Annotated in this window: 9 protein-coding genes and 1 tRNA gene; 3 read left to right on the forward strand and 7 right to left on the reverse strand. The window is 44.9% G+C overall.

The window, feature by feature from the left end; genetic code table 11:
• On the reverse strand, positions 1-2,503 hold a 2,503-nt coding region (locus tag AC6RV6_RS22195), incomplete at its 3' end, for a transglycosylase domain-containing protein (protein WP_500243062.1).
• A 309-nt stretch (positions 2,504-2,812) separates the two neighbouring features.
• On the opposite strand from AC6RV6_RS22195, the gene AC6RV6_RS22200 reads away from it, so the two are divergent.
• A complete protein-coding gene (locus AC6RV6_RS22200; RefSeq protein ID WP_500243063.1) occupies positions 2,813-3,727 on the forward strand; it encodes a D-Ala-D-Ala carboxypeptidase family metallohydrolase in 915 nt (304 codons plus the stop codon).
• 4 nt (positions 3,728-3,731) lie between these two features.
• Here AC6RV6_RS22200 and AC6RV6_RS22205 read toward each other — a convergent pair whose 3' ends face one another.
• From AC6RV6_RS22205 to AC6RV6_RS22220, 4 genes are all read right to left on the reverse strand, one after another.
• Positions 3,732-5,135 carry an amidase gene (locus tag AC6RV6_RS22205; RefSeq protein ID WP_500243064.1) on the reverse strand — a complete coding sequence of 468 codons (1,404 nt, stop codon included), beginning with the start codon at positions 5,133-5,135 and terminating at the stop codon, positions 3,732-3,734.
• Between the two features lie 32 nt (positions 5,136-5,167).
• Positions 5,168-5,854: an urease accessory protein UreF gene (locus tag AC6RV6_RS22210; RefSeq protein ID WP_500243065.1), complete on the reverse strand. Its 687-nt coding sequence runs from the start codon at positions 5,852-5,854 to the stop codon at positions 5,168-5,170.
• A 373-nt stretch (positions 5,855-6,227) separates the two neighbouring features.
• Positions 6,228-6,301 (reverse strand) — tRNA-Pro (locus tag AC6RV6_RS22215).
• Between the two features lie 71 nt (positions 6,302-6,372).
• Positions 6,373-6,885 carry a GNAT family N-acetyltransferase gene (locus AC6RV6_RS22220; protein WP_500243094.1) on the reverse strand — a complete coding sequence of 171 codons (513 nt, stop codon included), beginning with the start codon at positions 6,883-6,885 and terminating at the stop codon, positions 6,373-6,375.
• 88 nt (positions 6,886-6,973) lie between these two features.
• Here AC6RV6_RS22220 and AC6RV6_RS22225 point away from each other — a divergent pair, with 88 nt between their 5' ends.
• Positions 6,974-8,809: a ShlB/FhaC/HecB family hemolysin secretion/activation protein gene (locus AC6RV6_RS22225; protein WP_500243066.1), complete on the forward strand. Its 1,836-nt coding sequence runs from the start codon at positions 6,974-6,976 to the stop codon at positions 8,807-8,809.
• Positions 8,764-11,613, forward strand: a complete 2,850-nt coding sequence (locus AC6RV6_RS22230; RefSeq protein WP_500243067.1) for a CHAT domain-containing protein — start codon at positions 8,764-8,766, stop codon at positions 11,611-11,613. Before AC6RV6_RS22225 ends, AC6RV6_RS22230 begins: the two co-directional genes overlap by 46 nt.
• A gap of 186 nt (positions 11,614-11,799) precedes the next feature.
• Here AC6RV6_RS22230 and AC6RV6_RS22235 read toward each other — a convergent pair whose 3' ends face one another.
• Both AC6RV6_RS22235 and AC6RV6_RS22240 read right to left on the reverse strand, forming a co-directional pair.
• The gene (locus tag AC6RV6_RS22235; RefSeq protein WP_500243068.1) at positions 11,800-12,471 is read right to left on the reverse strand and encodes a DUF928 domain-containing protein; all 672 of its coding nucleotides are present in this window, start codon (positions 12,469-12,471) and stop codon (positions 11,800-11,802) included.
• Positions 12,472-12,505: 34 nt separating this feature from the next.
• A complete protein-coding gene (locus tag AC6RV6_RS22240) occupies positions 12,506-14,854 on the reverse strand; it encodes a CHASE2 domain-containing protein (RefSeq protein ID WP_500243069.1) in 2,349 nt (782 codons plus the stop codon).
• Positions 14,855-14,856 lie beyond the last annotated feature (2 nt).

The raw sequence follows: 14,856 nt of genomic DNA on the forward strand, positions 1-14,856 counted from the left end.
GAGTCGAACGAGAAGGAGTCGAACGAGAAGGAGTCGAACGAGAAGGAGTCGAACGAGAAGGAGTCGAACGGCGCACTACAGGCTTAGAGGGACTCGTCGGTTTGCGAACGCTGCGAGCGGGGTTAGAACGAGAACGTTGTGGCGTGGGACTGGCTGTCCGAGTTGGGGTTGTGCGACGGCGAGTGGTTTGCCGTTTTCGAGAGCTACTGCGGCGCGGCTGAGATTGAACCGCTAAATTTTGTCCGGCGGGAATCGATTTATAGTAATTTTGTTTGGGTTTGAGGGGTTCTGCCGCGATCGTTGCTTCGCGTCCATTCAAGTCGGGACGTTTGGGGAATTCTTCGGCGGGAACTTCTTCTGTGACGCGGCGCATAAAATCCTGCCAAACGGCGGCGGCGGTGCTGCTGGCCCCTTTCGTGGAGGTATTATCGTCATTGCCCAGCCAAACCCCTGCAACAACTTGAGGGATGTAACCGACAAACCACAGATCGCGATAATCATCGGAGGTTCCGGTTTTACCCGCCACGGGGCGATTTAATTTGGCGGCGGTTCCCGTACCGGAATTGACCACAGATTGCAGCATCCACGTCATAATCGCTGCCGAATCTTCATCGATCGCTCGTTCTGGGTCTTTCTTCGCTTCGTAGATAACCTTCCCTTCGCGATCGAGAATGCGGGCAATACCGTGGGCTTCAGCGTGCAGTCCTTGATTTGCCAAGGTTCCATAAGCGCTAGTCAACTCCAGCAGTGTCACCTCTGATGCGCCCAAAGCCAGAGAATAAGTAGGTTTGAGTTCCGACTCAATCCCCATCACTTTCGCTAATTTAACAATGGGATTCCAACCCACATCAATTAAGGTTTTCACGGCGGGAATATTGACCGAGTAGGTGAGGGCATCTCGCAAGGAAATACTCCCTCGATAGCCTTTGTTGTAGTTTTTGGGTTCGTACCCATCTACCACGAGGGGAGCATCCCGCAAACTTTTATAGGGAGAAAAACCCGCCGCGATCGCCGTGGAATAAACCAAAGTTTTAAACGTCGATCCCGGTTGGCGTTTGGCTTGGGTCGCGCGGTTAAACTGTCCGTTTTTCTCTTTATTAAAATAATCATCTCCCCCCACCATCGCCTTAATTTCCCCCGTGCGAGGGTCGATCGCGGCGATCGAGGCTTGGGAAAACTTCTGAGACGCACCATAGCGAACGACGGCTTTAGCGACGGCATCTTCGGCGGCTTGTTGCCATTGCAGGTTAATCGTAGTTTCTACCGTCAACCCTCCCTCCGCAATTTGTTCTGGGGAAATGAGTTGGGGAATTTGTTCTTGAACGTAGTCGGTGAAATAAGGAACTTTGCGGTTGAGGCGTTTGGGTTGTTGGGGATTGAGATTCAGTGGAGCCGCGATCGCCATTGCAGCTTGACCCGGACTGATATACTCTTCATCGCGCATCCGCTCTAAAACAAGATTCCGCCGTTCTTTGGCCGCTTCTTCATTTTCAAGGGGAGAATATAAACTCGGAGCCGGGGCAATTCCCGCGATCGTAGCGACTTCTCCTAAATCGAGCTTCTCAACAGATTTACCAAAGTAAACCCAAGCAGCATCGGCAACTCCATAAGCCCCGGATCCCAAATACACTAAATTAAGATAGCGTTCGAGAATGCGCTCTTTATCGTAAAGTCCTTCTACTTTTTGCGCGAGGCGAATCTCTTTCACTTTACGCCAGAATTCTTTATCGTTATCTAAGTAAACAATGCGGCTGAGTTGTTGGGTAATTGTGCTCCCTCCTTCTACAACCCGTCCCGATCGCAAGTTGGCAAAAGTCGCTCGGGCAATTCCTTGATAATCTACACCATCATGATCGAGAAAACGGCGATCCTCGCTAGAAATAAAGGCTTGAACGACGAGATTGGGGATTTTACCCATTTCTAATTTTTCGTGAGCCACGGGACCGATTTCTTGCAGTACGCTCCCATCGCTGGCTTTCACTGTCATCGTTTGCGCTCGTTTATAGGTGAGGACTCCTTCCACGGACTCGGGTAGTTGTGCTTCTACGTCCTGCCAAACCTTATAACCATAAGCGACTCCACTTCCCAAACTTGCCGCCGCAATTAATAATGCCCACAACCAAGGACGGCGGTATAAGGGTTTCCTTTTTTTCGCAGCCTTTGCTTTTGTTGTCTTCTGTGCCTCTTTCTGTACTTCTTGGGGAGTAGTCGGCTCTAATTCTGGTTGGACGGGTGTTGTAACTGTTGACTTGACTGTTGACTTAGCTACCCCGTTTCCTATTTTGGAGCGAGTCTCATTTTCAGCGATCGCGGTAGGAGCGGGAGAGCCATTAACCGGGCTATTGGCTGGGCTGTTTCCCTGACCATTTCCCGATTTCAGTTCCGATTTTGGTGGAGAAATTTTGCCCTCCACTGGAGCAATCGGATCGACGGATGCCGATTCTTTGAACTTACCGTTAACCTTACCGTTTTGATTTTTGGGTTTTTGAACGAATTTTGACACGCCAACTCCTCAAACTCTGCCACGAACCGACCGAAACCAACGTTTTTTTAATTTTACGTTTCTTATTCTGCCTATTGTATGTCGTTCTTTCCAATTCTGCCGAAGAGTTTTTCAGAAAATTCTGCGATCGTGAGAAGACAGGGCGATCCAAGGGTGAGACTCGTGGAAGAGGTGTGACTTTGACCCATAAATTGCCAATGGGGACGACTCAATCCCGATTAACTTGTCAAAACGTTAAATTTCGCCCAATTTTAGACGAATCCTCCTATAGTGTTGTCATCGATTATCCTTTCTGTATTCCTGAGAGAGATGTCAACTGTAATTGTTACGCAAGACACGGTTTTTAAAACCCAGCCCGTTCAATCCAGTACTTTGAGCGAATCGGAAAAAATCCCGATCGCGAATGGTAGCGAATACGGGATCAAATTAGCCGATAAAGAGGGCAGTCACTATAAACTGACATTCGACAACGAATTAGTCGGACGCACGATTTGGTATGCCTTTGAAGGTCACGTGCAAATCGTAGAAGCGGCGACCCTTGTCATGACTCAAGATAGTGTTTTTAAACTCAAGCCCGTTCAATCCTCGAGTTTGCCGGACTCGGAAAAACTCCCCGTCACTCAACGCGAATTAGCGATTAAGAGCTTTGAAGATATCGGCTCTCATTTGCGGGTTGTTTTGGTCAATCCTATCAACGATCGCGCGGAGTGGTATGTTTTCGAGGGTCACGTTGATATGTTGAGTGTCGAAAACTACGCCGCCCCGAAAGACCCGCCACCTCCTCCAGCCCCGAAAAATCGCGGTCGCTTAATTAGAATTCCCGGTAAAGGTCAAGTTTATACGGGAGATTCCATTATTTCGGGAGGGAATTTTACTTGGGCGGAGGCCACCAAGGGGGGCAATCGCATTCCCGTCAATGCCAGTATTACCAAAAATATTGTCACGATGGCGCGGCGAATGCAGGACGTACGGGAAAAATTGGGCGATCGCTCGATTTCCGTCACCAGTTGGTATCGCCCTCCCCGAATCAATCGAGCCGTAGGAGGCGCTCGCAACTCGACCCACTTAAGAGGGATTGGCGTTGATTTTAATGCCGCCGGACTCTCGCCTCGAGAAGTACAGCGAATCCTCGATCCTTGGTGGAGCGGCGGTTTGGGTTACGGTCGAACTTTCACGCACCTCGATGGTCGCAATTATCGAGCGCGATGGAATTACGGTTCTTAATTGCTCATTGCTCATTGAAAGGGCGATCGCGCCAAGGATGGACAGCTTCCAATTGAGCGCCTAGGGCAAGAATTGTGGCTTCATCTGCGGGTTTGCCGATCAGTTGAATAGCGATCGGCAAGCCTTGATTATCAAAGGTCGTGGGAAGCGCGATCGCGGGCAATCCGGTGGCATTAGCAACGGGGCAAGGTCCCACCCATTGAATAATTTTAGCGACGGTTTCCTCGGGACTCAATTGCGCCCATTCGCCAATCCGCAGAGGAGAATGAGTATGAACGGGAAACAAGATCGCATCATAGGGCGCAAACATTCCCACAATTTGTCGAGACACAATTTGCATTTTTGTGACTGCTTGCAAATAGTCTCCTGCTGTTCCCGCCTTTTCTGCTAACCAACGATTGAGAGGGCTGAGAGCTTCTAAAGGTAGTCCCGCCGAGGCAATGCCCGCCTGCCAAATGCGCGTAAAAGGAACGCCGAGTTCGCTTACGTCGGGATGAATTTCTTCGAGATGATGTCCTAAGTCTTGCAAGCGTTTAACGGTATCTAAGACAGCATTTTGACAACTTTCGCTCGGGCGATCGAGGGGGGCAATTTCTGTGGCAAAGCCAATACGAAGAGATTGAGGCGAACGCTTTGAGGATTCTAAAAAGGAAATTTTTGGCTCGGGCAACCAGTAAGGATCTCCCATCACGTAACCCGACATCACATCAAGGAGTGCTGCCGCATCCGCCACAGTTCGCGTTAGCGGTCCGTCAATAGCAATGCCATTTTGAAAATCGCCGACGGGGGCATGGGTCACACGCCCTCTTGCGGGTTTGAGTCCCACAATCCCGCAACAAGAAGCCGGAGTACGAATGGACCCCCCACCATCGGAACCTTGAGCAACGGCACACAATCCCGCCGCCACCGCCGCCGCAGAGCCACCGCTCGAGCCGCCCGGAGTGTAATCTAGGTTCCACGGGTTGCGGGCAGGGGGAAATCCGGGGGGTTCGGTATAGGGAAAGGATGCCAGTTCGGGAATTGTGGTTTTTCCTAAAATTATGAATCCGGCTGCCCTCATTTTGGCGACCACACCATCATCGTTGGGGGAAATATTCTCTTTGAGGATGGGAGTCCCCAGCATTTGCGGCAATCCGGCGACAGCGTTGAGGTCTTTGATGGCAGTGGGAACGCCGAAAAAAGGAGGGAGGGAGTCGCGATCGCGTTCTTGCGTTAGTTGTTCTGTTTTTGTTGTCGCATCGGCGATCGCACCTTCTGCGGCAATGGTGACAAAGCTGCCGAGTTGAGGGTTCAAGCGGTGAATGCGATCGAGATAGAGTTGGGTTAATTCAAGGGGTGAAATCTCTCCCTTGCGGATGAGTTGAGCTTGTTCGAGAGCCGAAGCAAAAGCCAGATCGAGAGCGTTCATGGGTCAATAAATCTATCTATATTTTCAAAACGCTAACTGCGAAAGAGGCGAGTATATTGCCTTTCATGTGCCATACTCGCAAGTGTCAGCCCCCAACCGCAACTCCCCAGTTCTTCATCGTTTAATGCAAGAATTTCTGTTTTTGCGATCGCGAGAACCTCATAGAGAGCGCATAAAATTTGTTGTCCGGCGGTTTGTCCGAGGGGAATGAGTTTCACCCCTGCATTCACTAAATTAGTCACCCAACTGTGTAGGTAAGCGATCGCTGCGACCTCGAGGTCAATTTGCCAATTGGCTGCCCCAAGTCCAAAGGCAATAGGATAATTACAAGGATTGCCGATTTTTTTGGCGATCGCGGCTAAATCCGGTTCCAAACTTACCAACAGTTTGAGTAAAGATTGCCCCATTTGCCAACTCTGCTGGCGCAACTCCTTTGTTTCTCGCACTGCCGAAAACCACTCATTCCAATAAATCAACCCTTCTTCCCTAATTGGTGACGGGTGACGGGTGACTGATTGATACGCTCTCGTCATTACCGCAGTTTCCGTTCGGATCGAACCGTAGCGCAATTCCTGTTCGAGCCAACTCCATAACTGTTCGCGATTGTCAAGTATTTTTTGTTCGATTAAATATTCTAATCCTTCCGAATAACTGTAGGCACCAACGGGTAAAGCCGGACTGGATAATTGTAAGAGATGAAGAAGTTGGCGATCGCTCATAATCTATGTGAAACAATCATAATCGTTAGCGATCGCAATACTATCAAATATCTTGATTGTCATCCCGCCGATTGCCTAGTGGGTCATTTTTGGGAGCTTGTCTCACATTGTGTAACCCTTGCTGTGTAGGTGCATCGGGCTGGTTGGGTAGAAGTGGTTAAGGGGTAGCTGTGCTGTTGTACTGTTGTGCGGTATCAGTGCGCGTTATCTTTAACTAACGAAAAATCATAAGGCAATCCCATGAAAACTCAAAGGGTAAACCTTATCACCCTTTACCTTTAATGATTAGAATTGAGTAAGGAATGAGTAAGACGAAAACAAGTAGGTATTGAGTAATCCTTGAAAAGGTTGATATACAAGGTTATTTTTGAAATCGGGATGACAGGATTTGAACCTGCGACATCCTGCTCCCAAAGCAGGCGCGCTACCAAGCTGCGCTACATCCCGTTGATTGTTCCAGTATAACGAACCAACGAAAAATTATCAATAAAAAATGATTGATGAACAATTCCCCAACTCTAATCTGGATACCAAAACATCCCCTTAATGCCTTCCGGGTCGAGAATAAAACCGAGACGGCGATAAAAATCAACCACGTGAGGATCGGCAAACAGCGTAATATTACTAATATCTTCGCTGCGAAGTTTTTTGATCGTATATTTCATCAAAGCTTTTCCCAAACCCCGGCTTTGATATTTAGGATGGACAACAACATCCCAGATGGTGGCATTGAAAGCATAATCGGAAGTTGCTCGAGCAAAACCGACCAAGCGCCGTCTATTTCCTCGTTGTTCCCACATAGAAACAACTAAGAAACTATGATGTAGCGCTTTTTTAACCTTGCGGAGAGGTCTGCGAGACCAGCCCACAGCATCGCATAATTCCTCAAGTTCGTAGAGATCGATTTCTCGTTCCGTACTAAAGACAATGCGCGGCTCCTTGGCGATCGCTGCGCCACTTTTTTCTGGTTGTGTCCGACTCGGTAAGGTTGCCGCGTCGGAACTACTAAACAAGCTCTTCCAAAAACCCATGCCAATGCGGCGAAACGATTGATTGCATAGCCAAGATGATACCATAACTCTCCAAGTTGGCTCTTTCTTCCGTCAGGGAAAAAATTTGATGATTGTACAATGGAGCATTGGCTTGGGCATAGCATTCTTGTTTCATCAAGAAGATGGGTTTTTATCCGGGGGTTTCTTGACTTCTGGAGAATTAGAACAACCCTCATCAAGGGAGATTAATTGGGAAAATCCTCTCGGGCGAGACAATTCTATTTCTATCTCTCAGAACGACATTTCCTCACCACAACGTCCCAATTTCTCCGATCTCCAACCTCCTATTCCCGAACCTATTATCCCCGAAACGCCCATTCCAGAGAGAGAAGTCCCGATTGAATTACCAGAAGGAAGTCAATTGTCTTGTCCTCAGCCAACGGCAAATCCGGAAGGCGATCGCGATACAATTGTTATTCGAGCCTTTGAGTTTGTTGGCAATACCGCCTTGAAAAGCGATCGCCTAACGCAAGAATTGCAGGCATATACGAATATTCCCATCACTTTTGCTCAATTATTGCAAGCAAAATCTTGTATTACCGATCTGTACCTGAGTGAAGGTTACATCACAACAGGGGCATTTTTGCCGCCCAATCTTTCTCTCGGACAGGAAGACGCAGCGATCGTTCCGATCCAAATCGTTGAAGGTCGTCTCGATGAGATCGAAGTTGACGTTCAAGGGCGACTCTCTCCCCGTTATATTCGCTCTCGACTCCAACGGGCAACCCAGCCTCCCTTACAACGCGATCGCCTCCTCGAAGCACTCCAATTGCTGCAACAAGATCCTCTCATTCAATCCTTAAATGCGGAACTCGCGGCAGGGATCGATCCCGGTACGAATATCCTTTATGTGTTTGCGGTGGCTGCCGATCCTTGGATATTGGGCCTCGCTAGCAATAACAGCCGTTCCCCCAGTGTCGGCAGCTTTCGGCGCGGGACAAGTATCGGTCATCGCAATATTTTTGGGATTGGCGATCGCGGCATTCTCACTTATAGCAATACCGATGGCAGTCATAGTTTTGATGCCAGCTATGCTATTCCCCTCACTCCCGATAATACCCTCTTGCAGTTCAACTTCGGCACTGCGACCAGTACGATTATCGAACCCCCTTTCGATCGCCTCGATATCGACTCGAGTTCTCAATATTATCAACTCACATTACGCCATCCCATCAAGCGATCGCCAACGGAAGAATTAGCGCTTAGTTTTGTCCTCTCTCATACTCGCGGCGCTACAACCTTACAAGGCATTCCTTTTCCGCTATCTCCCGGTGCCGATATCAATGGGAAAACCAATATTACGGCCTTGCGTTTCATTCAAGAGTGGACGCAGCGAGATTTACAACAAGTTTTTGCCCTGCGTTCTCAGTTTAGTTTGGGAATCGATGCCTTTGAGGCAACCCAGCAAACCAGCGATCCCGACGGTAATTTTTTGACTTGGCGCGGTCAAGGACAATGGGTGAGACGCTTGGGAAACAATGTTTCTGCGCCCACTTTCTTACTGCGAGGAGAAGTTCAACTCGCCGATCACCCTCTGGTCTCTGGGGAACAATTGGGTTTGGGAGGTTCGGGTAACGTGCGCGGTTATCGACAAGATACCTTACTTACCGATAATGGGATTTTTATGAGTGCAGAACTTCGCATTCCTATATTAAAATTAAAGAAAGCACAAACCACCGTACAAATTATTCCTTTTATTGAAGGAGGAATCGGTTGGAATAGTGGCGACTCGGAAACTCCCGATCCCAATAATTTAGCAACGATCGGCTTGGGTTTACAAATTTTACAAAGCGATCGCTTTAGCGCCCGTTTAGATTGGGGTTTTCCTTTGGTTGAAATGATTTCATCGGAGAGAACATGGCAAGAAAACGGAATCTATTTTTATATTCAGTACAATTTCTAAGTATTTCTCAAATCTTTTTGAGTTATCTTTTAGCAGGAACGATTTCTGTATCTTTGGGCGTTCGAGTATTTGCTTCAGATTCTTTTATTTCAAAAAGTCGTAGTGCTTACGAATCAGGAAACTATGAAGATGCAAAAGAGTATTTGTTAGAAGCATTATCTCGAAGTGAAAATAATGCGATCGCACAGATTTTGATTTTCAGTAATTTAGCTTCTGTCTCTCAACAGCTTGGAGATTGGCAAGCCGCAGAAAACTATTTAAACCGGTCTGAGATATTGCTCGATCGCGAACCTAATTCGACCCAAAAAGCTCATCTCTTTGCCAAAATATACGGGCTTCACGGTCAAGTCGCGTTTTGGCAAGGACGTAGAGATAGTGCTTTAGAAGCATGGAAACAAGCAGAAATTTACTATCGGCAAAGTGGAGAAGCGATCGGAGAAATCGAAAGTCAAGTTTATCAAACCATTGCTTTACAAGAATTAGGCTTTTATCGAGAGGCGTTAAAAAAACTGCTACAAATCGATCGCAGTATTCTCACCGATCGGCCAATCTTACGGGCAAAAGTTTTGCATCAACTGGGTAATATTATTCGCGTTGTTGGCAAAGTCGAAGAGGTCGAACTCAATTTGCCATTATATACAGAAGAAGAAAGCAAATTTAATTATTTAGTCCAATCCGAACGCTTTTTGAATGAAAGTTATAAAATTTATACAGCATTAGATCGAACCACGGAACAAAGCGAAGTTTTACTAGATTTAGGAAATACTCTTTTTGCTCGCTATTATCAAGTAAAAGATGAATATCAGCGCCATTATCCGATTTATAATGAGGAAGATCCTCAACTAAAAAGAAAGTTAAAAGAACAATTACAATTGCTCGATCGCACTTTTAGCATTTATCAAAAAGTAGAAGAATTCAGCATTCCTCAAGAAATAGCAACAACGCAAGCAAAATTAAATGCGCTCGATATTTTAATTGAATTAGAATTAAGATTACAAGCATCAGAGTTCCAAGATATTGATATTATATCCATTGTGCCAAAAACTTATACTGCGTTATCAAATATCAATCGAGAATTTGCTTTAGTTCGCGATCGCATTGATACTTTTAGCTCGTCTTCAATGAGTCTTTCTTTGCGGTTAAAGTTAGTTTATCAACACATTCAATATCAGAAATTAATAAGACATGAAATTGGTTCGGAAAACATAGAAATTCTCTTGACACAAGCAGAAAAACAAGCTAAAGAATTAAACGATTTGCGCGGACTTTCTTATAGTCAAGGATATCGCGGAAAGTGGTTAGAATTACAAGGAAAGTTAGCCGAAGCGCAAAAGTTAACCGAAGCAGCAATTTTAATCACCGAAGAGATTCGCGCCCCTGAAATCCGCTATCTTTGGGAATGGCAACTGGGTCGAATTTTAGCCGCAGAAAGTGCGGACAAACCGTATAAAATAGATTCGGCAATCGCAGCTTATCGATCGGCTTTAAATCATTTGGATCGCGTGCGAGAAGATATTATTAGCTTAAAAAATCCCGATTTTCGCTTTCTGTTTCGAGATGATGTCGAACCCGTTTATCGCGAATTTGCGGCGCTGCTTTTGCGTTCTCCCGAACCTATCGAGACAGCACAAAAAAGTAATCCAGACAAAAGACAGCAGGCGATCGCCCCAGAAAAAGCAAAAGAAGCCATTTCGGTTATCGAACGCTTACAAGTCGCCGAACTCGAAGATTATTTACGCTGCAATTTACAACAGCGATCGCAAACTTCTCTCGAACAATATTTACAGCGAAATTCTCAGGAAAATGCGGCTTCAATTTATCCGATTTTATTAGGCGATCGCTTGCGAGTCATTGTACAATTACCAGGGCAAAAAGAACCACTTTATTATACGCATCCTGATTCAATTTCGAGGCAAGAAATTTATGAAAAAATAGAGAGCTTGAGAGAAGCAATTCGACAAAAATTAGATGCAAAGAATAGCAAGATTTTTGCAGAAGTTTACGATTTGATTTTGGGAGGAATTGAAACAGAGTTAGAAAAAAATGCCGTTAAAAGTCTAGTTTTTGTCATGGATAGCGAGTTACGCAATATTCCCCTCGCTGCTTTGTACGATGGTAAAAATTATACGATCGAACACTATAGTATTGCGCTAAATTTAGGCTTAGAAGTAGAAGAAACTCAACCCTTATCTTTATCAAAAACTGCAATTTTAGCAGCCGGAGTTAGTGAAAAAAACTTACAGAAATCCTCACTTCCTTATGTTGAAGAGGAATTGGAATTTATTAATAGCTACTTCGATCGCGCTGAAGTTTTACTTAATTCTGCCTTTACCATTCCCAGTTTTCAAGAGAAACTCGAACGCGATCCTTTTGGGATCGTGCATTTAGCGACTCACGGGACATTTAGTTCCGATCCCGAGGAAACAATTTTATGGGTTTATCAAGATCGGATGACTTTAAATAATTTGAGTGAACTTCTCTTGCAACAACAGGAAAACCAACAACAAGCGATCGAACTCTTAGTTTTAAGTGCTTGTCAAACGGCGATCGGAGATAAACGTGCAACCTTGGGAGTTGCGGGAATTGCAACGCGATCGGGAGCAAAAAGTACCCTTGCAACCTTATTTTCTGTTGATGATAAGTTAACAGCAAAACTGATTACAACATTTTACCAAGAACTCAGTACCCCTAACATCTCTAAAGCCGAAGCATTACGTCAAGCACAATTAAGTTTATTACAAGGAGAAGATCGACGATCGCAAAAACCTTATTATTGGTCTCCTTATATTTTAATTGGAAATTGACAATAGTATGAGATCTAAAACTAAAGCGATCGCCATTAGAAATAATACCAAAGATTACCATTGCAGAATTTTGATTCAGTTGTCATGCAGCAATCATTTCCGCTAAACATTGTCCCCATCCTTCGGTAAATTTATCTTGTTTTGCCTCCACGAGTAAAAAGTAAGGTTGCTCAAAAACAACTTTAATTAATTTTCAGGTGTCGAAAGTTTCTCAGCGATTGCATTGTACCCCAATTCCTGTAAGATTTCAATCCACGCATTTTGACGAGATTGGGGATCTTCAATTGCTGCAACTTCTGCGAGACGATCGTAGATGCGATCGCTAGAACTATCTTCTTGTCGTTGAATCCATGCAGAAATTTCATCTTGTTCTGGTCGTTCTGCATCCTCAGAACAGTAGACATTTAAAAATAAATGCCAACGATACCATTGTCCAATTTCTAAGGAAACATTGACCTCTTTGAGAGAAATTTTAACAATATTAGGAGTCGTTCCTAACGTTCTCAGAGGAATGCGATCGTGATAAACAATTTCATCATCATCCCCAGTCCGAATCGATAAAGTTGCCCGGGCAAGTTGTTCTCTTTCATAGGGAATATAAACCCACAAATTTGGATTCTCTGTCTGCGTCGTTCCCCAACTTGAAGAACCGATCTCAGCATTATTACGCTCGATAACAATAGGAGTCAGATCGAGACCGGATTCATCACAAGGATTGCGCCCATTTCCATGATCGCTTGGTGGTCTACCGTCTGATTCATTGGCGATCTCTTCTTGAGATAAAGAAGTTTCTAAGTTTGCTAAAAAATTTTTAATGCTTAACGAATAGCTATGAGAGAGTACCCAAGATAAAACCATTAAGAATGAAACAAAAAAATGTCGATTCATAAAATCAATACCGATTTGAAGTAACAACAGAAGAAATAATTGGAGTTAAAAATAGACCCAAAACAACAGGTAATACAGGAATCCAAAATCCCCAGAGTAACCCTTGATAACTGAAAAAAAAGAATCCTACAGATAAAATGAACAGAAAAATAAATTTGTATTGCTTTTTAGATTGCCATTGTAATAAAAATCCACCGATTAATACTCCGAATATTATCAAAATATTTTCACTCCATTGAGGAATTCCTCGTAAAAGAGATCGATCGTCTAAGACTGCACTAATTAGATGACTGGACATCTGAGCATGAATCATCGTACTCGACACTTTTTCAGATTTATTATAAGGAATAGAGTAAGCATGACCGAGATAGCGATCGCGACCAATAAGAATAATTTTATCTTTGACAAGATCGGCTATTTTAGCATCTTGTGCACCACTAATAACTTCTGTTAAGCTAACTTGTTTGGGATTAACTGGACGATAATTAACTAGAATCTGAAATCCGGCTGCAAAAATTTTGGGGAGTTGATAGCCACCAGTATTGGCCGTAAATTTATCAAGTTTAACTGAACCGAGTTGAATCTGACTTGATAAACTTTTAATTTCTTCCTGCAAATAGGATTGAGCGATCTTCATGCTAAAACTATACGGTACATCGCACAATGGAACAGGAGTTTGACGAAGGATTTGGCGACGAATAACATTATCGGGTTCAGATATTATATTGGCAAATCCTACACGATTTAAAGAGATTGCGGAAGAAGCTGGAATAGAACTGGATTGTTCAGTAGACCCATGACAAGAAGTGAGAAAAAAAGGATGTTTCAAAAAATCATCTTTTTGTTGTGACTGAAAACGAAAATCAGCAATGTTCAACGCAATGATTTTCGGTTGATGAGGTTTCACTTTCTGCCAAAATAATTCGAGAGCTTCTGGAGACAGAGAATCTCGACGATTCATACCGCGATCGTCTTGATAAGCAAGATCGTTTTCGCCAATTGTTACTACAAGAAAGCGATTGTCTCTGGGTTCAGATGGACGCGATCGCATCATGAAATCAAAATGATTTAATTCCCATCCTTGCAACCAACCGAGCGATCGCCCCCCCATAATTAACCCTGCAACGACGAAACTTAAAACCATTGGTAATCGGCGATCGCTTGCAGGTATCGGAGAATTAATCCTTTCCAGTTGCTGTATTGTTGCCCGAGTTTCCTCCTCTCGCAAACTCTCCCAAGTCGGAGGAACAGCATTAGGAGTTTGAAAAATTACGGGTAGCCAACTCGCACAGGGAAAATCTTTTTCTAACTCGTCGTGAAGTCGCTGTTTGGCTTCTCGCACTGCTCGATAAAAAGAGTGACCCGTTGAAAAATTGCCGAGAAAATAAGTGAGGAACTTTTGCGCCACCAAATCCGGCACTAATTCTCGCATAACGATCATCTGGGGAATTTGCAAATCATCAAGGCGATCGGAAAGTCCCAAACCGTCACAGGAGTTGAAAATTGCCAATTGTAGTCCGCGATCGACAGCTTTTTTCAAGCCAAACCAGAGTTCGTCAATACTGAGACTCTCCTTCTCATTCAGATAAATCCGTCCAGTTTCTCCCTCGGTTTCACTATGTCCGGCAAAGAAGATAATATCCCACGCATTCTCCCAAATTTTGTCCGTAACGGCGCTCCGTCGGGGAGAAACGAGGAAAACCACCTCGGCATGGGGCAACGCCTCTAATAAGCGCCGATCGCGTTCTATATCAATTCCTTCGCTGTGACCCAAAATTGCCAAAATCCGCACTTTAGTGCCGCGATGGGGAGGAAAAAAAGACTCGCGTACCTGTAATTCTGTTGGGCTGAGGGCGGTTTCTGCTTGAGGATAGTGCTGAAATAACTCCCACTCTTCCCAAGGGAGTTTTTGCAGTTGGCGATTTTCCGTGCGAATGAGAAAACGAACTTCTTCCTCGGGTTGTAGGTGCGATCGCAGTTGTTGTTCGATGGGACGAAATTCTCGACTATCGAGCCATTGATTGAGAGAACTCCGCAACTCTCGGGCAGAAGTGCGACATTCTTCAACTTGGCGATCGCGAGATTTGCGATGCACGATTTTTTGCGGTTTGATGCGAAAAGTGCGATCGTCTCGTTGTTTGCGTCGATAGGGCGCTCCGAGACTGCGGTACTTTTCTTGCCAATGACGATGCAAAATTTGAGGAAGTTCTGAATTAGCAGGGAGTTTTGATTTTAAACGCGCAGGTAGATTGGGGAAAGAACCTAAGAGGGTTTCTTCTCGATAAATTTCTAAGGTAATGCGAAAACCTTTCTCAAAATTCCCGTCGAGTTCGAGAACGACTAATTTACTCATAT

The organism is Spirulina sp. LEGE 11439 (assembly GCF_059821285.1).

Coding starts and splice junctions, on each gene's coding strand:
- AC6RV6_RS22200 (WP_500243063.1), top strand. CDS start 2,813: ATGTCAACTGTAATTGTTACGCAAGACACGGTTTTTAAAACCCAGCCC.
- AC6RV6_RS22240 (WP_500243069.1), bottom strand. CDS start 14,854: ATGAGTAAATTAGTCGTTCTCGAACTCGACGGGAATTTTGAGAAAGGT.
- AC6RV6_RS22230 (WP_500243067.1), top strand. CDS start 8,764: ATGGCAAGAAAACGGAATCTATTTTTATATTCAGTACAATTTCTAAGT.
- AC6RV6_RS22205 (WP_500243064.1), bottom strand. CDS start 5,135: ATGAACGCTCTCGATCTGGCTTTTGCTTCGGCTCTCGAACAAGCTCAA.
- AC6RV6_RS22235 (WP_500243068.1), bottom strand. CDS start 12,471: ATGGTTTTATCTTGGGTACTCTCTCATAGCTATTCGTTAAGCATTAAA.
- AC6RV6_RS22220 (WP_500243094.1), bottom strand. CDS start 6,885: ATGGGTTTTTGGAAGAGCTTGTTTAGTAGTTCCGACGCGGCAACCTTA.
- AC6RV6_RS22225 (WP_500243066.1), top strand. CDS start 6,974: ATGATTGTACAATGGAGCATTGGCTTGGGCATAGCATTCTTGTTTCAT.
- AC6RV6_RS22210 (WP_500243065.1), bottom strand. CDS start 5,854: ATGAGCGATCGCCAACTTCTTCATCTCTTACAATTATCCAGTCCGGCT.